The organism is Baaleninema simplex PCC 7105 (assembly GCF_000332355.1).
Lineage (GTDB): Bacteria > Cyanobacteriota > Cyanobacteriia > Cyanobacteriales > Geitlerinemataceae > Baaleninema > Baaleninema simplex.
The window spans coordinates 1,236,946-1,260,891 of the sequence record NZ_KB235958.1 but is presented as its reverse complement, the minus strand read 5'-3'; the positions used below and the strand labels follow the sequence as shown (position 1 = coordinate 1,260,891).

General features: G+C 52.8%; 23 protein-coding genes. 10 read left to right on the top strand and 13 right to left on the bottom strand.

Annotation, left to right across the window (positions count from 1 at the left end; all coding sequences use genetic code 11):
• Window positions 1-109: 109 nt before the first annotated feature.
• The 6 genes from recR to pds form a co-directional block, all read right to left on the bottom strand.
• Window positions 110-739, bottom strand: coding sequence for a recombination mediator RecR (gene recR / locus GEI7105_RS0107555; protein WP_071591984.1), 630 nt, complete (start codon window positions 737-739; stop codon window positions 110-112).
• A 186-nt stretch (window positions 740-925) separates the two neighbouring features.
• On the bottom strand, window positions 926-1,765 hold the full coding sequence (locus GEI7105_RS0107550; protein ID WP_017659864.1) for a hypothetical protein: 840 nt from the start codon (window positions 1,763-1,765) through the stop codon (window positions 926-928).
• A gap of 220 nt (window positions 1,766-1,985) precedes the next feature.
• Window positions 1,986-2,585, bottom strand: a complete 600-nt coding sequence (locus tag GEI7105_RS0107545; protein WP_017659863.1) for a DUF1517 domain-containing protein — start codon at window positions 2,583-2,585, stop codon at window positions 1,986-1,988.
• Window positions 2,586-2,990: 405 nt separating this feature from the next.
• A complete protein-coding gene (locus GEI7105_RS0107540) occupies window positions 2,991-4,412 on the bottom strand; it encodes a tetratricopeptide repeat protein (protein WP_158413181.1) in 1,422 nt (473 codons plus the stop codon).
• Entirely contained in the window at window positions 4,388-5,317 is a 930-nt protein-coding gene (crtB, locus tag GEI7105_RS0107535; protein ID WP_017659861.1) for a 15-cis-phytoene synthase CrtB, read from the bottom strand. Before crtB ends, GEI7105_RS0107540 begins: the two co-directional genes overlap by 25 nt.
• A complete protein-coding gene (gene pds, locus GEI7105_RS0107530; protein WP_017659860.1) occupies window positions 5,301-6,749 on the bottom strand; it encodes a 15-cis-phytoene desaturase in 1,449 nt (482 codons plus the stop codon). The genes crtB and pds overlap by 17 nt, the downstream gene beginning before the upstream one ends.
• A 26-nt stretch (window positions 6,750-6,775) precedes the next feature.
• On the opposite strand from pds, the gene GEI7105_RS38325 reads away from it, so the two are divergent.
• Window positions 6,776-6,934 carry a hypothetical protein gene (locus GEI7105_RS38325; RefSeq protein WP_017659859.1) on the top strand — a complete coding sequence of 53 codons (159 nt, stop codon included), beginning with the start codon at window positions 6,776-6,778 and terminating at the stop codon, window positions 6,932-6,934.
• Between the two features lie 130 nt (window positions 6,935-7,064).
• The gene (locus GEI7105_RS0107520) at window positions 7,065-7,307 is read left to right on the top strand and encodes a hypothetical protein (RefSeq protein WP_017659858.1); all 243 of its coding nucleotides are present in this window, start codon (window positions 7,065-7,067) and stop codon (window positions 7,305-7,307) included.
• Between the two features lie 132 nt (window positions 7,308-7,439).
• Here GEI7105_RS0107520 and rsmG read toward each other — a convergent pair whose 3' ends face one another.
• The 4 genes from rsmG to GEI7105_RS0107500 all read right to left on the bottom strand — a co-directional run bounded on the left by rsmG (window position 7,440) and on the right by GEI7105_RS0107500 (window position 12,096).
• Entirely contained in the window at window positions 7,440-8,198 is a 759-nt protein-coding gene (gene rsmG, locus GEI7105_RS0107515; RefSeq protein ID WP_017659857.1) for a 16S rRNA (guanine(527)-N(7))-methyltransferase RsmG, read from the bottom strand.
• 9 nt (window positions 8,199-8,207) lie between these two features.
• Entirely contained in the window at window positions 8,208-8,693 is a 486-nt protein-coding gene (locus GEI7105_RS0107510; protein ID WP_026097496.1) for a single-stranded DNA-binding protein, read from the bottom strand.
• A 243-nt stretch (window positions 8,694-8,936) separates the two neighbouring features.
• Window positions 8,937-11,498: a mannose-1-phosphate guanyltransferase gene (locus tag GEI7105_RS0107505; protein ID WP_017659855.1), complete on the bottom strand. Its 2,562-nt coding sequence runs from the start codon at window positions 11,496-11,498 to the stop codon at window positions 8,937-8,939.
• Between the two features lie 214 nt (window positions 11,499-11,712).
• Window positions 11,713-12,096 (bottom strand): DUF6464 family protein, encoded by a 384-nt coding sequence (locus tag GEI7105_RS0107500; protein WP_017659854.1) that lies wholly within the window; start codon window positions 12,094-12,096, stop codon window positions 11,713-11,715.
• Window positions 12,097-12,315: 219 nt separating this feature from the next.
• On the opposite strand from GEI7105_RS0107500, the gene GEI7105_RS0107495 reads away from it, so the two are divergent.
• Window positions 12,316-14,031, top strand: coding sequence for a peptide ABC transporter substrate-binding protein (locus tag GEI7105_RS0107495; RefSeq protein ID WP_017659853.1), 1,716 nt, complete (start codon window positions 12,316-12,318; stop codon window positions 14,029-14,031).
• 241 nt (window positions 14,032-14,272) lie between these two features.
• Window positions 14,273-14,995, top strand: coding sequence for a hypothetical protein (locus tag GEI7105_RS0107485; RefSeq protein WP_144053706.1), 723 nt, complete (start codon window positions 14,273-14,275; stop codon window positions 14,993-14,995).
• Window positions 14,996-15,189: 194 nt separating this feature from the next.
• On the opposite strand, the gene GEI7105_RS29550 is transcribed toward GEI7105_RS0107485, so the two are convergent.
• Together GEI7105_RS29550 and GEI7105_RS0107475 are read right to left on the bottom strand one after the other, a co-directional pair.
• Complete coding sequence (locus GEI7105_RS29550) at window positions 15,190-16,164, bottom strand: TAXI family TRAP transporter solute-binding subunit (protein ID WP_017659850.1); 975 nt, start codon at window positions 16,162-16,164, stop codon at window positions 15,190-15,192.
• Window positions 16,165-16,285: 121 nt separating this feature from the next.
• On the bottom strand, window positions 16,286-16,510 hold the full coding sequence (locus tag GEI7105_RS0107475; protein ID WP_017659849.1) for a ssl0294 family protein: 225 nt from the start codon (window positions 16,508-16,510) through the stop codon (window positions 16,286-16,288).
• Window positions 16,511-16,717: 207 nt separating this feature from the next.
• Between GEI7105_RS0107475 and ffh the strand changes: the two genes are divergently transcribed.
• The 6 genes from ffh (at window position 16,718) to GEI7105_RS0107440 (ending at window position 22,683) form a co-directional block, all read left to right on the top strand.
• Window positions 16,718-18,181 carry a signal recognition particle protein gene (gene ffh / locus GEI7105_RS0107470; protein WP_017659848.1) on the top strand — a complete coding sequence of 488 codons (1,464 nt, stop codon included), beginning with the start codon at window positions 16,718-16,720 and terminating at the stop codon, window positions 18,179-18,181.
• 140 nt (window positions 18,182-18,321) lie between these two features.
• Window positions 18,322-19,320 carry a zinc-dependent alcohol dehydrogenase family protein gene (locus tag GEI7105_RS0107465; protein ID WP_026097495.1) on the top strand — a complete coding sequence of 333 codons (999 nt, stop codon included), beginning with the start codon at window positions 18,322-18,324 and terminating at the stop codon, window positions 19,318-19,320.
• A 302-nt stretch (window positions 19,321-19,622) separates the two neighbouring features.
• Window positions 19,623-20,204 carry a DUF3727 domain-containing protein gene (locus GEI7105_RS0107455; RefSeq protein WP_017659845.1) on the top strand — a complete coding sequence of 194 codons (582 nt, stop codon included), beginning with the start codon at window positions 19,623-19,625 and terminating at the stop codon, window positions 20,202-20,204.
• A 40-nt stretch (window positions 20,205-20,244) separates the two neighbouring features.
• Window positions 20,245-21,297 carry an endolytic transglycosylase MltG gene (gene mltG, locus GEI7105_RS0107450; protein WP_035492811.1) on the top strand — a complete coding sequence of 351 codons (1,053 nt, stop codon included), beginning with the start codon at window positions 20,245-20,247 and terminating at the stop codon, window positions 21,295-21,297.
• A 51-nt stretch (window positions 21,298-21,348) separates the two neighbouring features.
• Window positions 21,349-21,885: a YqeG family HAD IIIA-type phosphatase gene (locus tag GEI7105_RS0107445; protein ID WP_017659843.1), complete on the top strand. Its 537-nt coding sequence runs from the start codon at window positions 21,349-21,351 to the stop codon at window positions 21,883-21,885.
• Window positions 21,886-22,500: 615 nt separating this feature from the next.
• Window positions 22,501-22,683, top strand: coding sequence for a hypothetical protein (locus GEI7105_RS0107440; protein ID WP_017659842.1), 183 nt, complete (start codon window positions 22,501-22,503; stop codon window positions 22,681-22,683).
• Here GEI7105_RS0107440 and GEI7105_RS29545 read toward each other — a convergent pair.
• Window positions 22,680-23,396 carry a PEP-CTERM sorting domain-containing protein gene (locus tag GEI7105_RS29545; RefSeq protein WP_017659841.1) on the bottom strand — a complete coding sequence of 239 codons (717 nt, stop codon included), beginning with the start codon at window positions 23,394-23,396 and terminating at the stop codon, window positions 22,680-22,682. The genes GEI7105_RS0107440 and GEI7105_RS29545 overlap by 4 nt on opposite strands.
• Window positions 23,397-23,946 lie beyond the last annotated feature (550 nt).

Here is a 23,946-nt window from a genome sequence, read left to right as displayed (position 1 = left end):
GGAAATGGCGATCGAACGTCTTCTTTTAGGATGGGTGCGTTGCGGTGGAAGCAGAATTCAGGGGTTAGCCTGCACGTTTGTCACCACCGCAACACACCCTACCAAATTCTTAATCCAAATCTCGTCGTCCTTCTAGGGCGCGGGCGAGGGTAATTTCGTCGGCGTATTCCAAATCGCCCCCCATCGGCAATCCGAAGGCGATGCGCGTCACTCGCGTAAAGGGTTTGAGGAGTTGTCCGACGTACATCGTCGTCGTTTCCCCTTCGACGCTGGGGTTAATCGCCAAGATCGCTTCTTTGATTTCGCCGCGACTGACCCGTTGAACTAAGGCTTGAATGTGGAGTTGTTCGGGACCTATCCCTTCCATCGGCGAAATCGTTCCTCCGAGAACGTGATATTTACCGCGATATTCTCGGGTTTTTTCTAAGGCGATGACGTCCCGAGAATCGGCCACAACACAGATGGTACTGTCGTCGCGGTTCGGGTTACGGCAGATGTCGCAGATGGATTCGGCCGACAGGTGAAAACACACCTGACAGAGTCCCACTTGTTTTTTAGCGTCGAGGAGGGCAGTGGCGAGGGCGCGAACTTCTTCTTCGGGACGCTTGAGAACGTGCAGGGCGAGACGTTGAGCCGTTTTTGGCCCCACACCGGGGAGTTTCTGAAACTGCTCGATCAAACGAGCGAGGGGACGAGTATAAACGGTACACCTCCGAGAAACTGAGAGAACGTTTTTTATTAAAATACAGCAGTCTGACTTTGGGGGCGGCTTATTGGGGTCTTCGGGATATACGGTGATTTTTTGTGTCTAGATAACGTGATACCAAGGGTTTCAGCGATTGTAGCTTGAATTTTATGTAGCCTAGGATACAGTTATCATCACAAACCCAGAAGACCCTTTAAATCTCTGAATCAGAACCGCAAGTTAACGGTGGCGGCGACCAAAACCACCCCGAGATCGCGTTCTCGAACGACCGCTACCGAAACCCGTCGTCCGTTTACGGGTGGTCGATCGATTCGATTCGCCACTAAGTTTACTCGAACCGAATCCCGAACCGGTCGATCGATTCAACGTGCGCGTCCGGCGTCGGTTAGCTTTCTGATTCGAGGAATTCCGCAGACTTCCCGTCGTCCGCAACTGCTGGCGGTTCTTCACCGCTGCTGGCGGTTCGTTATGTTTCTGTTGGTAGTGGTTCACCGCTTGGCTGTAGGTGTTTCCGTAACCGCCGTATCCTGTCATCACGCCACCGGGTTGGTACATGGGAGGAACGTAGTAGGTCGGTGAAAACAGCATATTCGCCACCACCTGACCCGCTAAAGCCCCCGCAAACGGCGTCCAGAAGCTCGATTCGCGACGCACCACCACCGTTTCCGTCTGTCCCGTTTGGGGATTGGTTTGAGTTTCCGTAACGTTGTGAACGTAGCCGATGCGGAAATCCTGCGCCAAATGCAACACCGCTTGTCCGTTGTCGAGTTGCAAATACGATCGCTGACCCGCTTCGACTTCTTCCTCTGTCAGCGGCATCATTTGTAAATCTGTCGTCGCGTACATCGGCGATCGCCCCCGTGGGGTATTCAACAACATCAACGTATATTCGCCGTTGGCGTCGTTATATTCAGCTTGTTGAACGGGATACTGGCCGTTTTCAAACGAAGCGGCGATCGCAGTTGAAGCGAAATGGTTCGAGTTCGACGGAACCACTTCCCCCCACATCATCCAAACCAGGGTCAAACACAAAAATCCAGCAAAAAGTTTTTTCAACATCTCTTTCAACCTATTCAATCTGTCATTAGCGTTGTGTCTTGTCGATGGGTGACGCAATAACATCATTAACCGGATTTCGTCCACATTTTCCGGCCGCGTCACACACCCTTGTCTGCGATCGGTGGGGGCGGTGCGTGACGCGGTAAGACAACATTAGCCTGACTTCGACCAAATTTTCTAGCCGCGTCACACACCCTACCGATCTGGTGACGGGTGACTGTTAAAGCGGAATCAATTCAGGAAAGTTTTCTAACACCTGTTCTGAGGTAAGTTCGTCACCGAACCGAGCTGGAGAAAAGTGAACTTGAATCGCGTGAAGTTTGTTTTGATAGTGTAAGTTAATTAACGCCTTGAGTCCGTATCGCAATGCTTCGATATCTGCGAGATCGGTTTCGAGATCGGAAATTTCCCCCTCTCCAGCTACCGTTAACATCACCACAACGTTTTCTGTGGTGGGTAGAACCAGTGTTTCGTCTTCGTCTTCATCGCCGAAAGCGGGTTGTGAGAGATAGCGTTGTGCTGAATCCGTAAACAGTTCGTTGACGTAGTCTGCGGCTTCTCCTTCTTCCCAGATGACATCGCCTTCGTTAGCGGCGGCTTTCCAGTAGGGTTCGAGTTGTAAAAGATGTTGGCAGATTTCGACGAGTCCGTCTCCGAGGACTTCTAAATCGCCTTCTGATTCGATCGCAGATTGTCCGACGCGGTTGAGAACCCCCAGCAGTGGATTCACCTCCGTTCCCGTCAGATGTAGCATAATCCGACAGACGACGAAGCGAGTTTTCCCCGTCAGTCGGTTCCAGCGATCGCTCAAACTACTCATATTGTCTCTACGTCCTCCCTTGAGATCGAGCGTTATGTCGAGCCGACAACCATCTTTGTATGATATCCCGAAAGGGCAGAAGAGAAGATGTCAAAGTCCTCGCCGAGTTACCTCAGACGTCAGGTACAGCGATCGCGTGACTTGCGGTAAAAGCATATGGGGTGTGTCTGTAGAAAATGACGATGATGTCAGCAGCTCGATCGATCGGGATAGAATGAGAGCATTGACAAACACAATGCCAGCCAACTTAGATCGAACACTTGTCTTTGTTCGATCTATTTATCCTCAATTACTTGAGTCTAATTCTAGAGGGTAATTTTAAACTTTTAATTTTTTTTATACAGTTAAAAAATATTTGCTGAGTCAAATTTTAGCAATCTTTTATAAAGTAACAACAGACGCTCTTCAGTTTCCCAAAGCATTTCCTAAATTCACCAGCGCTTCGCCGTAGTTCGGATCGAGTTCCACGGCGGTACGCCACGCCTCGATCGCGCGATCGAAAAATCCCTGTTCGTACAGCAACTCGCCCAAACGATTGTAAATCTCTGCCGAATCTGGATTCAACGTCAACGCCGCTTCGTAAGAGATGTTCGCCGTGTAATATTCTCCCCGTTCGGCGAGCAAATCCCCCATTCTCGCGTGGGCTAAGCCAAACGTCGAATCGACGCGCAGGGCGTTTTGAAACGCGGCCATCGCTTCGGGAAACTTGCCGTTTTCGGCGTAGACGTTACCCAAGCCGTAGTACGCCAACGCCATCTCTCGCGAAGAGAGCGATCGCGCTTCTACAAACCGATCGATCGCCTGCTGGTAAGCTCTCGCCGCCTCGGACACTTCATCTAACGCCAAATACGCATCGCCCAACCCGCGATACGCTTCAGCATAATCGGGATCGAGGGCGATCGCCCGCTCGAAGTCAGATAACGCCACCTGGTAACGTCCCATTTTGAGCCGTCCTACCCCGCGATAATAAAAGGCAGAGGCGCGATCGCTGGTGCGTTCGATCGCTTCTTCCAATACCACCAGTGCCTCGCGGGTGCGTCCAGCCCGCATTAACGCCTCTCCGAGTAGCCCATAAGCCTCGTTAAGTTCTGAATTGACCTCCACTGCCGTTTGTAGCGCTAAAATCGCCTCGGGGACGCGATCGAGTCTCAACAATGTCTCGCCGCGATAGTAATGAGCGCGATCGAGCAGCGGTGCGACGCTGACCGCTTGCTGGAAGTAGTCCAAAGCCTCAGTAAAATTGCCTTCGTCGTAGAGAATCAAGCCGATGTTGTAATACGCAGCCCCGAGGGTACTATCGAGACGAATCGCCCGTTCGTAGGCATCGATCGCCTCGCCAATGCGTCCGAGCGATCGATGCGCCACCCCCATATTGTTGTAAGCTTCGGCGTAGTTGGAACGAATATCCAACGCCAACCCGTAAGCCACGATCGCCGACTCAGGATCGCCTTGTCCCTGCAACGCTCGCCCCAAATTGTTATAGGCTTCATAATTCGACGGATCGAGGCGCAACGCTTGTTGAAACGCCTCTTCCGCTTCCACGAACCGCCGTTCTTCTAGCAAACGCAGTCCTTCTTGCAGGTAATACCCCTCGCTGCCGTAACCCTGAGCGAATCGAAGTGGTTGGGAAACCGACGGCACAGCCTGGACGGACTGCAACCCATAGAAGGCTGTTATCCACCCCAGCCCCACACTCACCCACGGCAACCGTCCTCGAACCATTTCTGTCTCGCTCCCGGTGTCTCTTGGTTTGGCGATAGCCCAAGTATAGCTTGGGGTTGGCGGCGATCGTCGCGATCGCCTTACATCGCCTGAGCGCGAATCCAAGCCACGGGCAAACACATCGCCTTGCGCCATCCCGGAACGTAAGCCCGTTGGCGAAACACATCGTAGCCGTTGCGTTCGATCGCGTCGAGAATCTTACTATAGAGAATCGTTGCCGCCCACACCGGCCAGCGGGCATCGGGGCTGAGGGCTGCAATACCGCGTTCGGCGGTGGCGTAGTACTTGCGGGCCCGTTGAATTTGAAACTTCATCAACGCCCGCCAGCGATCGTCGACGACCCCGTCAAACAGATCTGCTTCGGTATAGTCGAACAACGCCAACTCGTCCAACGGCAAATAAATGCGTCCGCGTCGGGTGTCTTCCCCCACGTCTCGCAAAATATTCGTCAGTTGGTTGGCGATGCCGAGAGCGACGGCTTCTTCTGTAGGGCGCACGCCCTCTTCTAAGATCCAAGGTGCCGTTTGCAACGCCGGATCGACACCCATCACCGCTTCCGACATCAAACCGACCGTTCCCGCCACGCGGTAACAGTACAGCTTTAATTCCTCAAAAGTCTGATAGCGATTGCGATACAAATCCATTCGCTGACCTTCGATCATGTCGCGAAACGGTTCGATTTCCAGGGGAAACCGTTCTAGCGTATCGACCAAGGCCACGTCAAAATCGTCCATCGCCCGACCCGAAAACAGAGACTCCAAACGAGATTCCCACTCGTCGAGGGTTTCCGGCGTCGTATGACGGGCTTCAGGACCGTCTACGAGTTCGTCGGTGCGGCGACACCACACATAGATCGCCCAGATCGCTCGCTGTTTGGCTTCGGACATCAGCCGCGTACCCAAATAAAAGGTTTTGGAATACTTAGCGGTAATCTGGCGGCATTGTTCGTAAGCCTCCTCAAGTGACACGCGCATGTTGACCTTGGGCGGGGATTTAGGCAGTTGCAGCATTCGTAGCAGGCTCAACAGTCGTTTTTTTCGCAGCAGTTGCCCCGTCAGAATTACGGGATTTTACGTCGGCGTCGATCGCCTGCGCTGTCAGCTTACCAGAAAGCACAGCACCTTCCATACTGCCGAGGTATTTTTGCATCGTATAATCCCCAGACAGATAGAAGTTCGCGATGGGCGTCCGTTGAGAAGGACGGTACTGTTGGCGACCGGGGATCGCTTTGTACACCGATCGCGGCGTCTTCACGACGTGGGATTTCAGCAGTTTAGCCGGGTGGTCTCCGGTGAAGTGTTGGGGGAACAGTTGTTTGAGTTCCTCCATCGTCGCGGCGATAATTTCTTCGTCAGATTTGGAAATCCAATCTTGAGCCGGGGCTAACACCAGTTCCAGCATGGAGCGATCGGGGTTGGCGTATTCCTTGCAGGTGTTGCTCATGTCGGCGTACACGCTCAGCAAGGGCGATCGCGAGAACAGCAGGTGATCGATGTCGGTCAGTTTGCGATCGAACCACAGGTGCAGGTTAATCACCGGAACCCCTTCTAAACCTTCCAACTTCTGGAAGTGGGGCAGTTGACGCCAGGGTTGCGGCAACATGACTTTCAACGGATCGACGGGCATTGCGGAAACGTACAGATCCGCTGGGAAGGCTTCGTCCGGTTGTCCGTTCAGTCCCCGCAAGAGGAACTGTTTCACCGTTCCGTCTTCGTTGAGTTGAATTTCTTTGAGGGGGGCGTTGAGGCGAACTTCTCCGCCTCGTTCGGTGATGTAATCCACCAACGGCTGACAGAGGCGCTCGGTGGGGGAACCGTCGAGAAACGCCATTTTCGATCCGTTCTTTTCTTGTAAAAAACGGTTTAGCGCCGTCAAAATAATCGTGGCAGAAATTTCATCAGGATCGATAAAATTTAGTGCCTTTGACATGGCGATAAATACTTCTTTTTCGACTCGTTCGGGGACGTTTTGCCGCTTCAACCACTCCGAGAAGGAATATTTATCCATCTCTTCAACGTAGTCTTGCCCTTTTAAAATAGCGGGGATTAAACCCAGTCCGAATCGGATTTTTTCTTCCCAAGTCAGCATATCGTTATTTCGCAAAATTGCGATAATGCCGTTGACTGGTGCGGGAACGTCGGGAAAATCAAATCGCGAATAGGTTCCCGGTTTTTCGGGCTGGTTGAAGATCATGGTGTGTTCTTTCCACTGCAAGCGATCTTCAATTCCGAGTTCCTTAAAGAGCTGCAACATATTCGGATAGGCTCCGAAGAAAATATGCAGCCCCGTTTCGTACCAGTCACCGTCTTCGTCTTTCCAGGCGGCGACTTTACCCCCCAATACGTCGCGGCGTTCTAGGACGATCGGCGTGTGTCCTAAATCGGCTAGGTACTTTGCACAAGACAGTCCCGCTAAACCGGCTCCGGCGATCGCGACTCGCATGTAACGTTACTACCCTCACTTCGATAATGGTTTTCCCGTCTCTCATTATACGTTGCAATCTGTTACAAATCATCGAGCGGCGACGTTCCGTCCGTGAAATTGCCGATCGCTCCCGGCGAGAAATGGCGCGGCGGTGTGAGTTCGATCGCGCTACCGCCCCCCGTGCGATCGCCGCGATCGACTGATACCTCACACCGCGAAACCTCAGCAGTATCACCGAGACAGTAGCAGTGCGATCGCTGATTTTTTCGGGGGTTCGACCCATCATGGACAGTAACGAAACCTTCTATCGAACCTCCAATGAGACAAGCTTTGATGTCACGGTCTTCTGAATCTCAACCGTCCCCAGAAACCTTTGACGCTCGCTTTTTGACGCGGGTGTATCCAGAATTTCGCAGCGAGATCGATCGAATTTTAAAATTGGTGAAAGTCCTCGAAACAGACACTCAACGTTCCCCAGAACAGCGAGTGCAGGACTACCAAAAAATTCGCGCCGCCGCCCAGCACATGAGCGTCTTACTGATCGAAGCCCTCGACGAACTTCGCGATCGCCCCTAAAGGGGAGAGGGGGAGAGGGGGAGAAGGGGAGAGGGGGAGAGGGGGAAAACTATTAACTGTTCCCTGTTCCCGATTCCCTGTTCCCTGTTCCCTGTTCCCTGTTCCCGATTCCCTGTTCCCCGTTCCCTGTCTTCACTGGTGACTGGTGACTGGTGACTGGTGACTGTAAAAGCGTTGTAGGTAAACGCTGTGACGCACGGCATGGGAAATCGGCGTCTCGAAAGCATCTACCGTCGCGATCGCGCCCCCTAACTCCTGTAACGTCGCCTGTAGGTCGTCCCGGTCTTCCTCCGTCCAGCGACCTCGGTACAGCACCGCCTGTCCGCCGGGTTTCAGCCACGGGAAAACGTAGCGGGCGCAAGCAGACGGCGTTCCGACCGCTCGCACCGTCGCCCAGTCGTAGGCACCGCGATAGGGAGGAATTCGACCGAGTTTTTCAGCGCGTCCGGCGATCGCCGTCCCGTTGGCGATCGCCAAGTCGTCGATTAACGCGTTCAAAAACCGAACTTTTTTCTGAGTCGAATCGACGAGCGTTACCTGCCAATCCGGGCGTGCTAGGGCGATCGGCAAACCGGGGAATCCCGCCCCCGTACCGATATCGACAATGCGGCACGGAGTCGGCAACTCCGAGGCGGGTGCGTTCAGGATCGCTGCGATACCCCGCAACGAATCCCAAAGGTGTTTTTCCCAAAACGCCTCGGGGTCAGTAATGCGCGTCAGGTTCAGTTGTCGGTTGCCCGCCAGGATACCCTCGTAAAGCAGTTGAAAGCGATCTCGGACTTCGGGTGTCGGGGCGGCCGCTCCCAGCGTCGCCTGCCAAAGTGGGGACAACTCCGGTAAGACAGGGGTAGCGATCGCCCGTCGAGGGGATAGAAACGAGTCTGACTCCATCGCGATCGCCTAAAACGGGATGTCGTCAACTAACGGTTCGTCCGCCGACGGTGTCGTCGGTGTCGTCGGGGTCGTCGGTTGCGCGGCCGGTTGCGCGGCCGGTTGCGGGGGAGGCGTCGATGCCATCGGCGTGGGAGCGGGCGTCGGTTGCGGTTGTGCCGCAGCGGGAGCCGCTTGATGACCTCCTGCCGCCGCCGCGATCGTATGAATGCGTTGGGCGGTCAGTTCGGCGCGTTTTTCCTTAAACCCCTCGGGGCGATCGACCGTCACCATATTCAGACGTCCCTCGATGACGATGCGATCGCCGCGATGGTAGTTTTGATTCAAGGCTTCAGCCAGTTTGCGCCATGCGACGACTTTCAGTGTGGCCGGCGGATCTCCCTCGCGTACGGGGTCGAACTGAACGATCGTCTCGGCAACTGGAATTTGGGCGTCGCTCGTGTAGCGCAGTTGCGGGTCTTGGACGATTTCCGCCATTAAAATGCAGCTATTCATTTCAAACGAATGTCGGTAACTTTGGTCGTGAATTCACACGCGGGTCGGACGCAAAGTCGCTTCCGGGGCAGTCGCTTAGCTTAACGCTTTCTTTCTTCAACTCGCAAGAGCGATCGCCGCAGCAGGTTCGCGATCGCCCCACCACCCCGAGATTTTTTCGTACGACTCTTTTCAAACTATCGGTATTGTAGCAGTCGGAACGAACCCAGACGAAACCCGGTTCGTTCCGAAACTCCCCTCTCATCAAACGAGGGTTTCCGAGAGATTCTGACCGCCTTGATGCTGTTCGACGAAGTGTTGGATTCGCGTGCGGTAATCCCGCAAACTTTCATCGACCCAATCGCGGTCTTCTCCGTTGGCGAAAATGTGAACCACCGGTTCCCCAGCATCGGGCAACACCAACACCCAATTGTCCGACTGAGGTTCGCACACCTTCACCCCATCGACGAGTTGAATGCGATCGCTCGGGTGAGTTTCCACCATATGCCGCATCAGCGCCCCCTTGACCGTCCAAGGACAGCGAATCGTCTGACAGCGGTGATACACCCGAGGCAACTCCGCACAAATCTGTCCTAACGGTCGTCCTTGCAGCGTTTCCATCTCGATTAACTTCGCGATGGAGAACATCGCATCGAACCCTGGGTGTAACTGCGGGAAAATGAAGCCCATCTCTCCACTTCCGCCTAACACCACGTTGGGGTTGGCGTGGCACGCTTCCATCAACGCCGTGGGGTTGGCCTTCGTGCGAATGACCTGACCGTCGTGACGTCGGGCGATTTGTTCGACCGCACTCGAGGCGTGAACCGGCACCACCACCGTTCCGCGCGGGTTGGCCGTCAAAATCGTATTGACCATAAACGCCGTCAGTTGTTCGCCACGAATGGGAATCCCCGACTCGTCGATCAAAACGAACAGTTCGCCGTTGGCCGACACTTGCGCGCCGAAATTCGCCCGCAGTGCTTCGACCACCTGACCCAGTTGCGTGAGCAGTCCTTCCCGTTCCTCCGCCGACAGTGCCAACTGATTCAAGCTGGCGTTGAGGACGACCGCATCGCATCCGAACTTCGCCAACAGTCGCGGCAAAATCGCCCCCGATACCGCGTAGGCGTAATCGATGACCACTTTCGCGCCACCGTGACGCACCGCCTCGACGTCGATGAGTTTCTCAAAGCCGGTGCTGTACATTTCCAACACCTGACTCGGATAGTTCATCTGACCGATTTCGGAAATCTGCGCCCGTCGCAGGTCTTCTTTAAAATAAGCCCCTTCGATTTTTTTCTCTTGGGCTTTCGTGATGTTGATGCCGTTGACATCGAAAAATTCGATGAGAATCGAATCGGCTCGTTCCGGGTGAACCCGCACGTGAAGGCCCCCGTCGATGTTCAAACGAGGGGTTTCTTCTGCTGTAGACGCTCGGGCGAACGCTCGCGAAATGGGAATGGCCGTCGCTTCCAAGTTTTGCACGTTGACCCCCACCGACATAATGCCCGCGATGAGCGATCGCGACACCATGCGCGAAATACTGCGTTGGTCGCGGGAAAAGACCACTTGAGCGCCCTGTTTGAGCGTCGAACCGTAAGCCGCTCCCAATTTCACGGCAAATTCTGGCGTAATGTCGATATTCGCCAGACCGCTGACGCCGCGCTGTCCGAATAGGCTGCGCCGTGCCGTTTGTCCCCAAATCAAATTAATGTTCAAAATTGCACCGGACTCGATTTTTTTGCTCGGCCAGACCCGCACGCTGGGGCTGATTTGGGCTTCTTCTCCCACCGTTGACAGCGGACCGACCACCGCCCCTTCGAGAACGTGGGCCCGGCGATCGACTCGGGTTCCCCGGCAGATCGTACAAGCTCGCAGGTGAACCTCGTCGCCGATAATCGCGCCGTTCCAGATAATCGGACGTTTGAGATCGGCATCGCTACCGATGGTGACGTTATCGCCGATAACCGTTCCCGCTTCGATTTGAGTTCGCGCCCCGATGCGGCAGTTATCGCCGATGAGAACGGGGGCTTCGAGTTTAACCGTGTCGTCGATATAGGTATTTTGTCCGATCCAAATTCCAGGTTCGCGTTCTGGGTAGGGAAAATCCGTCTCGACTTTGCCCCGCAGGACGTCGTATTGCGCCTCGCGATAGGCTTCGAGGTGGCCGACATCGCACCAGTAGCCATCGGCGATGTAGCCGTACATGGGTTCGCCTTTTTCCAACAGCAGCGGGAACAACTCTTTAGAGAAGTCGGCTTCTTGGTTGGCAGGGAGGTATTTGAGAACTTCCGGTTCGAGGATGTAAGTCCCGGTGTTGACGGTATCAGAGAAAATTTCCGAGGCGGAGGGTTTTTCGAGGAAGCGAACGATGCGCTGGTTTTCGTCGGTAATGATTACCCCGAATTCGATGGGGTTGGGAATGTGTTTGAGGATGAGGGTGGCTTTCGAGCCTTTTTGACGGTGGAAATCGATCGCCGCACTCAGGTCGAAATCTGTGATACCGTCGCCGCTAATGACGAGAAAGGTATCTTCGAGGAGGTCTTCGACGTTTTTGACGCAACCGGCGGTACCGAGAGGTTGTTCTTCTTCGACGGCGTAGGTCATTTGAACGCCGAAGTCTTTTCCGTCTTGGAAGTAGTCCCGCATGACGTCGGGGAGATAGTGAACTGTCGCGATGACTTCAGTGATTCCGTGGCGCTTGAGGAGATTGAGGATATGTTCGGCGATGGGACGGTTGAGTACCGGTACCATCGGTTTGGGGAGATCGCAGGTCAGGGGTCTCAGTCGCGTCCCCGATCCTCCAGCCATTAACACTGCTCGCATAAGCGCTCCTTTGATGTCGTTTGTCGTACTAATGTGATTATGTGTTGCTATTTCTACTAAAAAGGTATTACAGGTTTGAGATTACAGACTCAATAAAGCCTGGAATCGCAGAATGTCTCTCGACTCGTCCACGTTGTTTATTGTAGGGGGCGGAAGGGGAGAGTTTACAGCACGGGGAGACAAAGGAGATCTGACGGAGAAGGGAAAACGGTTCTCACGGTTGGCGAGTTTTGGTGTGCCGATCGTCGATCGGCGTAAAATATTTGCAGGGATGGCAGGGACCTTCGGGATTGACGGCGCAGCGAACTAACTCCGATCGCGCGTTGTACTGACAGGATGCGTCGCCGATAACCCAACGACCGTTAACTAGACTCATTTCTTGGGGACGGTCGGCCTTCTGCACGTAGAGGGCGATCGTGTTGAGGCGATAGCGACCGGATTTGAGATGGTAACGGTGTCGGCGTTCGAGTACGGTGTAGGTCTGACCGTCGAAATCGAGATAGTGACCGGGTTGTGGCGTCCAGTCGAGATAGACTTTTCCCAGGGATTTCGCCGACTTCGTTAAAATCACCTCGGTTGGTAAAGAGTCTGGCTCCATAGGCCCTCCTGTCGTTCGGTTTACACTTTTCTACCAATTTCAAGGTAACGCATCTGTTGGGGCGCACTGCCTCGGGGCGCGATCGCTTCGATGTCTTTTCAGGAACGGTGTCGAGAATTTTTGACCGAGTGCTTGCGGAAACGCTCAGTCCGGCGTTAGGGTATTCTGCCAGATATTCCCCGTTTTGGGGTGCGATCGCCGTTGTCTACGATACTGCTTATGTCGTTTCCCGTTCGCCGTCTGTTCGTCGCCTCTGCTCTGAGCCTGTCGCTGTTGTCGGGATGTACGGGAGAGTCCCCTGTCGCCGAACGCAATCCTGAAGTGTTACGAATGCTGTCGTGGCAAGCCCCGACGATTCTCAATCCCCACCTCTCGACGGGATTTAAGGATTGGGAAGCCAGCCGCGTGACCCTCGAGCCTTTGGCGACGTACGACGCAGAGGGACAGATGGTTCCTCTCCTGGCGGCGGAAATTCCCAGTTTGGAAAACGGCGGTGTCGCCTCTGATGGAACTTCGGTGACGTGGACGCTCGATCCCGATGTGAAATGGTCGGACGGAACGCCCTTCACGGCTGAGGACGTGGTGTTTACTTACAATTACCTCAGCAATCCCGAGGTGGGCGCGACGAATTTGGGGGTGTACCAGGCGATCGCCAGTGTGGAAGCGATCGACGAGACGACGGTACGGGTTAATTTCAAACGTCCCAATCCCGCCTGGTCTTTGCCTTTTGTGGGCGCGTCGGGCGTCATTTTGCCAAAACACGTGTTTGAGGACTACAGCGGCGCGAACGCTCGGGAAGCCCCTGCTAATTTAATGCCTGTCGGCACCGGCCCCTATCGGGTGGTGGAGTTTAAACCCGGTGACGTGGTGGTGTACGAACCCAATCCCCACTACCGGGACGCGGAGAGCCTCAGTTTCCAACGCATCGAACTCAAAGGCGGCGGCGACGCGACTTCGGCGGCGAGAGCGGTGTTGCAAACGGGAGATGCGGATTTTGCCGATAATTTACAAGTCGAACCCCAGGTTTTGGAACAGTTGGAAGCTGGGGGAACTGGTAAGGCGATCGCCAGTTTCGGGGTTTTGGGGGAGCGCATTGAATTCAACTATACTGACCCCGATCGCGCTAACGAAAACGGCGATCGGGCGACTTTGGAATTTCCCCACCCGTTTTTCACTGACGAAACGGTTCGACAAGCCTTTGACTTAGCGATCGATCGCGAGGCGATCGCCACTCAACTATACGGAAAAGCTGGAAAACCCCTCGCCAATTTCCTCTTTACTCCCCCTCAATACGTTTCGCCCAACACGAGTTACGAATTCAATCTCGAGAAAGCCGCCGAACTTCTCGACGAGGCGGGGTGGATAGATAGCAATAACAATGAAATTCGCGATAAAAACGGCGTTGAAATGCAAGTGGTTTTTCAAACCTCCGTTACACCAGTTCGTCAGAAAACTCAAGAAATTGTCAAACAGAATCTGAATGCGATCGGCGTCGGCGTGGAACTCAAAAGCATTGATTCCAGCATTTTATTTTCTGGCGATCCGTCGAGTGTCGATACACTTCAACGCTTTTATGCCGACTTACAAATGTTTTCTACGGGGAACTCCAATCCCGACCCAGCTATTTATATGAAAACTTACACCTGCGACGAAATTGCAACTCCCGAAAATAACTGGTCGGGGCAAAATTTCTCGCGATATTGCAATTCCGAATACGACGCACTTTGGGATCGAGCGCAAACAGAACTCGATCCCGAAAAACGCCAAGCCTTATTCCTGCAAATGAACGATTTGTTAGTTCGAGATTCGGTTGTCATGCCGATCGTCCATCGCGCCGACGTGGTGGGAGTTAGTTTACAATTAGAAGGGGTCGATCCGACGCCTTGGGATCGCGCCACCTGGAACATTGCCGAATGGCGGAAAGTGTTTAATTGAGAGCGATCTACCAGATTTTGAATACATACAATGCGAAAATTCTATGTAGGGCTTGCTGAAAAATTCTCCAGAGCGAATTCTGATGCCGTACAGCTTGCCCAATGGTTGTTTCGGACTCTAGCTTCCCCATTTAATCGGCGATCGCTGACGAAAATGCAAGGTTTTCAGATCGAAACACTCAAAAACCTTGCACTTTTTTTCAAAAAAAGTCCTAAAACCCTTGCCATATATACATTTCACGTTGATTCAGCAAGCCCTATGTAGAGCTATCATGAATTCACCTGACTATAAAGATATTGTCAAACGGATTACCGATCTTAAATTTGACGATCGTGAGATCGCGATTATGCGGCTATACAATGAAAATTATACTCGCCTTCAAGAAGCACGTCTGATCGAAAATGGTTTTCCAATCTTTAAAGGATTCCACTATTCTGTTAATACTCAGCTAGAGTTTAATTTTTCTGACTTTGAATTACGAGATATTCCTGAATTACTGCATTTATTAAGACCGTTCTTGCTTCACAGGGAGCGAGCATCTTTTGACAACACAAAAAATATTTTTGGAAAAAGAGCAAACAAAGATAATTTGCTATGCTCAGAACTCAAGAAGCTTCAAAAGTTATATATGGAAGGATATTATCGAAAATATGGTCAGATATCAATTATTAACTTAGGCAATGATATCGATCGAGATCCAAATAAATATTTGGGAATGCGTCTGGGTTTCCCAGCCTCAAATAATGAATATGAAAAAATACCTTTATTTGATGAAAAAACTATACAAAAATGGTTGAATGGAATGGAATATCATCAAGACACGGACAAAAGGCTTTTTGTGAAAAAAATAGAAAAAGTATTGGGAAAAGATATAGCTAAGCGATTTTTTGTTTCGCAATTATTCGGAAAAATTCTTGCAATATCCATCTTGAAAGGTTGGATTTATTATGTCATTTCTGAGTGAATTGTTGCTCGAGAAATACAAGTCTAGTTTCAAATTTAAATTTTAGTGAGACATCATGCCATCTAACGTCGTTTCTCGAGAATCGTTTCATAAATCGGTTTTCCTTCAACCTGAATCAACGATCTGTCGTCTAGCTGACGATCGCTTAAGTGTAATTCGTGTCACGATCGCACTTCCCAATAAGAATTAAAAACTCATTCAGAAGAATCGGCGACAAATTCTTTGACGCCTTCATGATAATCTAAATCAGAAATAGTAATATCTCGCGTTGCCTCTTCCAAACCCAACAGACGCCAAAACGAATGTTTGTCTTGTAACGCCTCCGCCTTGCCGTAAATCGCTTCAGCTAACCGATAAACTTGCTGAGATTCCAAGTTGCGATCGACCACGATAAAGGAAAACGTCGAAAACGTCGGAACAGCTTCAGATTGCCAAGGATAAGTATTCGCCGGAATCGTCATCGACTGGTAAATTCCCTCCAATCCTTCGAGGCGCGATCGCTCCGACAACGCCAACAACCGAATCTCTTCCCCTGCTTCCGCCGAAAGCTCCATCAGCAACGGCGACCCCAACGCAGAGGTAAAAAACGCGGCGTCCAACTCCCCCGCCAAAACACCCTCGACAGCTGTTTCGATATCCAAGCGTTGCAAGTTCGGTTCGGTTTCGGGATCGAGACCGTATAGGGTATAAAACACGAACGCCGTCACGAACGTTCCCGAATTCGGCGGACCGATCGCCACTCGTTTTCCCGCCAGATCCGCCGCTTCCTCGATTCCAGAATCCCGACGAACCATTAAATGCAGCACCTCGTTACTCACGGGAGCAAACAGTTGCGTATTGTCTAAAGACTCCCGTTGCGACTCGTCGCCGAACTGTTCCAAATAGAGGCGGGTGTCTAACTGGGAAAACCCCAAATCCGCTTCTCCCGTTCCCACCGCTTCGAGGTTGGCGATCGATCCAGTGGTTTCGCGAATCTCGAACGCGTACCCCTGCTCTCGTAACAGGTCTCGGAGGTCGATCGCCGCTTGATAGTAATTACCCTTTGTATCCCCGGCCGCGATCGCGATCGTTTCCGTCAGCGTTATCGTCTCGGGAGGAGACGCCGACTCGCACCCCACTAACCCTAATGTCGCCGAGACTGCGATCGCCGCCGCCATAACCCCTTTCATCCCCACCTTCGTTTCCTCCGCACGCGCTCCGTGTTCTTCGTGCCTCTGTGGTGTTTTCCCAGTGTTTTTCGCTAAAAATTAATGTAAAAAGGGGAACGATCGAACCGTTCCCCTCATGTAATTACTCGATCGTAATCGACTGCGGGCCGCTGCTGCTACCGTTATTGTCGTCTCCGTTAGAATCCGACGAGGACGCATCAGACGACACCATCGTATCGCCAAGCCAGCTTTTTACTGGCTCCTCAGATAAATCGAGGCGCAGGACACCCGAGACGAAACCGCCGAGAAAGGCGATCGGTTCGGATGCGAATTCTTTGACAAAGGGTTGAAGTTCGTCGAAAAACATAGGTTTTCCGTTTCGGCGTTTGAGTTAGGGTTTGCTTCGGGAACGATCGAATCCTAACGCGGAACGCCTCGTCTGTGCCATCGACTGGAAACGGAACGGGGCGATCGTTGTATCCTGAATTAATGGAGAGTTGCAAACAGATCCCTAAAACGTTGCACCTCCACGTTTGCACCTCCACTCAGTCACGTTCTGCCAACCCCTGCATTCATGTTTGACGCACTCGCCGATCGCTTAGAAGAAGCCTGGAAAAAACTTCGAGGTCAAGACAAGATCTCGGAATCGAACATTCAAGACGCCCTCAAAGAGGTTCGTCGCGCCCTCCTCAACGCGGACGTCAACCTACAAGTGGTCAAAGACTTCATCCGCGAAGTTGAAACCAAAGCCCTCGGCGCCGAAGTCATCTCTGGCGTGCGCCCCGACCAGCAATTTATCAAAATCGTCAACGACGAACTGGTGTCGGTAATGGGGGAAAGCAACGTTCCCCTCGCCCACGCAGACACCGCCCCCACCATCGTCCTCATGGCGGGGTTGCAGGGAACGGGTAAAACCACCGCCTCGGCCAAACTCGCCCTGCACCTGCGGAAACAGAATCGATCGAGCCTTCTGGTGGCCACAGACGTCTATCGCCCCGCCGCGATCGACCAGTTAAAAACCCTCGGCCAACAAATCGACGTTCCCGTGTTCGAGATGGGAACCGATACCGACCCCGTAGAAATCGCCCGTCTGGGGGTCGAAAAAGCCAAAGAAGAAAACATCGATACCGTTATCGTCGATACCGCCGGACGCCTGCAAATCGATCGCGACATGATGGCGGAATTGGCGAAAATCAAAGAAACCATCCAGCCTCACGATACGCTGCTGGTGGTAGACGCCATGACGGGTCAAGAAGCCGCCACCCTGACGCTCACCTTCCACGAAGAAATCGGTATTAGCGGGGCGATCCTCACCAAACTCGACGGCGACACCCGAGGCGGTGCGGCTCTCTCGGTGCGGCGAATTTCCGGTGCGCCGATTAAATTCGTGGGGATGGGGGAAAAGGTCGAAGCCTTACAGCCGTTTTACCCCGATCGCATGGCGTCGCGCATCTTGGGGATGGGAGACGTTCTCACCCTCGTCGAAAAAGCCGCCGAAGAGGTGGATTTGGCCGACGCCGAGAAAATGCAGGAGAAAATCCTTTCGGCCAAGTTCGACTTTTCGGACTTCCTCAAGCAAACCCGCTTGATGAAAAATATGGGGTCTCTGGCGGGGGTCATGAAGCTGATTCCCGGTATGGGAAACAAGCTTTCTGATGAAGACCTGCAAAAGGGGGAAACGCAACTCAAACGCGCCGAATCGATGATTAATTCGATGACGGCTGAGGAACGCAGCAATCCCGATCTCTTGGCCAGTTCCCCCAGTCGTCGCCGCCGCATCGCCACAGGTGCGGGATACGAAGAAACGGACGTGCGCCAACTCGTCAGCGACTTCCAAAAAATGCGATCGCTCATGCAGCAGATGGGACAAGGTTTCCCCGGAATGGGCGGAATGGGCGGAATGGGCGGAATGAACCCCTTCGGCGGAATGTTCGGCGGCGGCGGCCAACCTCGCTCCGGTTTTCGCGGCTATCCCAGCCCCGGCGGGAAGAAGAAGAAGAAAAAACAGAAGAAGAAAAAAGGATTTGGGGATTTGTAAACCCGACAAGGTTTTGAATTTCAGCCAAACGAGATCGGTTTTTGGAGGGGGAGAGGGGGAGCAAGGGAGAGGGGGAGACAGTTCGTCGCACGGAATTCTCGCCTGTGTATTGGTGATGTGAAGAGTTGGGTGAAATGTCGATGAAAGCAGTAGTGATGACAGCGGCGGGTGCGCCCGAGGTTCTACAACTTCAAGATGTAGCGAAACCGGAACTGCGATCGCCGACAGACGTTTTAGTCCGTCTGAAAGCGGCTGGGGTCAACCCCATCGATACGAAAGTTCGTCAGCGGGGGACGTTTTACCCCGACTTGTCCCCTGCAATTCTCGGTTGTGACGGGGCGGGAATTGTCGAAGCCACGGGGTCAAAAGCCGAACGCTTCCACGTCGGCGACGAGGTGTATTTTTGTAACGGTGGCTTGGGCGGCCCTCGCGGCAATTACGCCGAATACGCTGTTGTCGAACAGCACTGTCTGGCATTGAAACCGCAAACCCTCAGTTTCGAGGAAGCCGCCGCCGCCCCCCTCGTCCTGATTACCGCCTGGGAAGCCCTCTACGATCGCGCCCGCATCCAAGCCGGACAAACGGTTTTGGTTCACGCTGGGGCGGGAGGTGTCGGCCACGTGGCGGTTCAGTTGGCCAAACTCCAAGGGACTCGCGTTTTGACGACAATTAGCGATGCACAAAAAGCGAATTTTGTCAAGCAATTGGGTGCAGATTTGCCAATTTTGTACAAAGAGCGAGATTTCGTCGAAGCGGCGATCGAAGCCACCAACGGCGAAGGGGTAGACGTGGCCTTCGACACGGTGGGGAAAGACACCTTTTATAAAAGCTGCAAAGCGGTGAAGGTCTACGGCGACATCGTGACGCTGCTGCAACCGAGCGACGACGGAAATTTAAAAACCGCCCGTCAACGCAACCTTCGCATCGGTTTAGAGTTGATGCTAACGCCGATGTTGATGGATTTAAAAGACGAACGAGCCGAACAAGCGAAAATTTTACAGCAGTGCGCCCGGCTCATCGATCGCGGCCAGTTAAAAATTCAGCTAACCCGAACCTATCCCCTCGCCGAAGCCGCCGCCGCCCACGCTGCGATCGAAGCCGGTTCCACCACTGGAAAAATCGCCCTCCTCATCGGGTGATGACGAGATGAGGTAAAGTTCTCCCCCTCTCCCCTTTTACAGTGAGCAGTGAACAGCGAACAGTGAACAGTGAGGTAGTTAAGTTAACAGTTTCTCCCCCTCTCCCCCTCTTCTCCTCTCCCCCTCTTCTCCTCTCCCCCTCTTCTCCTCTCCCCCTCTTCTCCTCTCCCCCTCTTCTCCTCTCCCCCTCTTCTCCTCTCCCCCTCTCCCTTGCCCCCTTGCCGTGTTATCGTAAGGGAACAAGATCGACCCCTTTTGCCGGGTTTGCGTTTCGACGATACGACCCGAGATTTACCGAAGATATGACTCAGCTCCCCCATAAAAACGGGCGCTTTTCCACCACGATCTCGATCGTGACCGATGAGGTGGGACGCTCGCTGCCCTGTTACGTCGAACATCAATTCGATGTCCGAGGGCAAAATTATGCCGTTTTACTGCCCGTCAATACGCCGGTCGATATCGTGGCGTGGTATGGCGAAGATGAAGACGAAGAAGAAGCCGTTCTCGTTTCAGAGGAAGAACTCGACGAAATTTTCGACACGGCAAAAGCCGTTCTCGCCGAACACGACTTACTCTTACAGCGAACGGCACTCACGCTCACCCTAGTTGGCGAACTGCCCGAACTCGACGAACTCGAGGACGAGTTAGATGAAGAAGGCGACGACGATCCCGACGCCGAAGAACTCATGTGGCTGGCCAATTTCTACCACAAAGAACAGGAATATTCGATTTACGTTCCTCTCGACCCGATGTTAGTGTTGGTGCGACTCGACGAGTCATCTCAGCCACAACTGCTGACGCAAGAAGAGTTTGCCAAAATCGAGCCAATTCTGCCTTCTCTAGAAAGCCGGATTGCCGAACGCCTTTTTGAAGGACTCGATTGAGTCAGATTCTATTGAAACCTTCGAGATTAACACAGCCATCGTGAAACGGATTTGGACAGGCGCGTTCTATCTAGCGATTCCCGCTGCCCTGGCAGTTGGGGGATGGCAAGGTTGGTCTTGGTGGAGTTGGGCGAACGCACCAGTGACTTCTGAAGAGGATGCCGCTCCGGTGCAACTCGAAATTCCCGCAGGAACTCCCGCCGGACAGATCGGACGGGATTTAGAAGAGTTAGGCATCGTGCGATCGGCGTCGGCTTGGAACCTCCGGGCCCGCTGGTTGCGCTGGCAGGAACCGTCAGGAGGGTTCCAGGCGGGAGTCTATCGGCTGTCACCGGGAGAACCGATGACAGATATTGCCGATCGCATCTGGAACGGCCAGGTGGTCGAGGAAAGCTTTACGATTCCCGAAGGCTGGTCTCGCCAAAATATGGCGGCTTACTTCGAGGAACGGGAATTTTTTTCGGCCCGGGCGTTTTTAGAGGCGACGACGGAAATTCCCCGCGATCGCTTTCCCTGGTTACCCGCCGACCTCCCCCACCTCGAAGGATTTCTCTTTCCCGATACGTATCAGCTTTCGAGTCGAGGGACGACTCCCGAAGCTGTGGTGACACAGATGCTATCGCAGTTCGAGGCGGTCGCCCTACCCTTGTACGAGGCTGCGGAAAACCCACCGTTGGCGTTGACGCTGCGAGAGTGGGTGACGCTCAGTTCGATTGTCGAACGAGAAGCGGTGGTTTCGGAAGAACGACGAACGATCGCCGGAGTGTTTGTGGAACGGCTCGATCGCGGCATGAAGTTAGAAGCCGACCCAACGGTGGAATACGCCCTCGGTATCCAACAAACGGTCGATCGCCCGCTGACTTTAACTCAAGTGGCTGTCGATTCTCCTTATAACACCTATCTCAATTCGGGCTTGCCGCCAACGCCCATCGCCAGTCCCGGTCAGGCCAGTCTGGCGGCGACCCTCGACCCGGAAGAGACAGAATATTTGTATTTCGTGGCGCGATACGATGGAACCCATCTGTTCAGTCGGACGCTGGCCGAACACGAAGCCGCCATCGATCGCGTGGAACGAGAACTCTCGACTCAATAACTCCGCTGCTTCTCCCTGCATATCACAGGGTTTTCACCAACATTACCGATCATGTCTTGGGGCAAACTGTTACAGCCAGATTTAGTTCTCGGTGGATCTGTTTTGGACTTGACGCCGGAACTTCTAGAAAAACACGATTTAAAAGGACTCGTCCTCGATGTGGACGAAACCCTCGTTCCGATCGGTCGCCCTCGCGCCTCGCAAGCGTTACACGATCGCATCGCCGAATTGCGCGAAGTCTCTCAGCTTTGGCTCGTGAGCAACAATGCTAGCGAAACTCGCATCGGCGGAATTGCGAAATCGTTGGAATTGCCATACATTCACTTCGCCGCCAAACCTTTTCGCCGTAAGCTCTGGCGGGCTGTCTCGGCTATGGATTTGCCGGTGGCGCAGGTGGGGATGGTGGGCGATCGCCTGTTTACAGATGTTCTCGCGGGAAATCGTATGGGATTGTTTACGATCCTCGTCGAGCCGATGGTGGATGCTGGGGAAGCCGTGCGCCGCTCTCCCGTGCGATCGTTTGAAGTGTGGATCTCGCAGATTCTCGGGGCATCTTTAACTCCCGATCGCCGATCGAGCGATAGTTAATTATTTAGTTATCGAGTTTAGTTGTCGAGCGATTTATAAAATTTTACATAAGTACAGTAATCGCAAATTTTTGAAATATAAAGAAATTATTAGGAATACGAAAATCAATTTCACGATCTGGCATTCTATAGAGAGATTCAAAGAGGGTCAGCTCGATAAAGACCCTCGATCGTAAACGGGATCGATTAAATAAAGATCCTGAATGTTTAACGGGGTCGAATCTATAAAGACCCTGACTCATAATAAAACCCCAATAAAAACATGGAAATAGAGTGTTGTTTGAGCTGCAAAGACAAACAGCGCTCTATTTCTGTTAGGACTTATACTCCATCCTTTTCCGATAAGCTAGGTTTCAAGAAGTCTTCACCACATCCCCCCTTACCCCCTTAGCCCCCCCTTAGCCCCCCTTTCAAAGGGGGGTTGGGGGAATAAAGAGACTTGTCAGGTCGGTCAAAACCAGTATTTGAGCCCGAGCGGAGTCGAAGCGAGCGAAGTCGAAGCGTTGAGATTCGGATTCCGTATTACGCACTTCATCGAAAAAAACTTCTCCGACTTCGAGGTAATGTGACCTCGTCGGAGAAGTGTACGCGCAGTTTGTCAAACGCTCGAGTCTCGATGAAAGTGTTGGGTCGCATTTCGAGTCACGTCGAACGTCGGGTGTCGAAGAGGGAGTTCAACGCTCTGACAGCCTGGGGCGAGTGCAAGTTGAAGTTCGACGAAAAGACGTGGCTGGCAAGTTCGACAGGTTGCATCGTCTCCGAATCGTTTCGCCGAACTGTGTGGTTTAGCGTTGGTTAGGGGGTGTGACGGCGGCGGCGCAATTGCAATCCGGCTACGACGGCGAGCAATCCGAGCGTCACGGACGGTTCGGGAACCGAAGCAGTCTCGCGTCGAGCTTGAGCGAACAGCGTCATATCTTGATAGTCCATATCGTCGCCGTTTCCGGCATCGTCGAAACCGAGTTTGACGGGGCTACCAAAGGGATCGATCGAGGTGAAGAGTCCAGCATCACCAAACATCGTTTCGTCGTCGCTGTCGATGGAACCGTGAGATCCGAAGACCGTTCGTTGCGTACCGCCGTTGAAGGACGACGTCGAGTAGACGGTACCTGCCGAACCGCTATCCAAACCGAGGGTATATTCGGTATTGGCTAAGAAGGTAAAGCTGGCCGTACAGGTCAAAACCGATTCCCCACAGGTTCCGAGCCAACCTTCGGAGTTTCCAACAATGTGGTTGGGGGCGGCGTCGTAGGCTTTCGTTTCTTCAAATAGCGTTGTGAGCGCGTTACCCAAGTCACTCACCTCAAAGATTTTCAGTGCGGACTTGAATTTTCCGTAAGTTTGATTGAATTCAAACGTGACAGTCGTGTCTTCTTTGAAGAAGATTCCGTCCGTTCCGAATTTTTCTCCCGCAATTAAACTTCCCGCTTCAGCCGGTGCGATCGCGCTCGAAAATGCTAAGGTCGCACCCAGTAAAGGAGCTGCGTAGGTCGTTATGTTTTTGAACTGCATAGATGGATTCTCCAGGAGTCTAGTGGTTGAATTTGTCGAACGTTATCTTTGGTAGTTTTGCGAACGCGATCGGTGTCTACAGAGCGATCGCGCTTTTGAACGCGAAGTTTGAACTTCAAACTTCTTTCGATGACACCCAGATTTAATATTAAGACTGTTAGGAGTTTTTACTGCGCGTTTTTAGCTTAAGATCTCCTCACAATCCGTAGCTCTTCGTAAGCAGATAACCGATTTCGTCGCGTCGTATATGTAGATTCTAGTCAGTATTTTCCGACTTGTGTGCGAGGATTCGATAAATTTTGTGTAAAGCTTATGTGAACGATACGCCAAGCCTCAAAGTTTTTACTTATAAAACGAATCGAAAATGCGATCGCGACAGAAAATATACTGAATTTTCGATTGAAAACCCGGACAATTCGTCGAGATCGAGTGAGTAAGATTAGCGATCGCAATTCGTCGAAGGTCAGTAACATCACTGAAATCTGTTAGATCGGGCATTTCGCCCCGTACGAGCGGCGGCCGCACCGAAAAACCACCCCAGTCTTCTCAG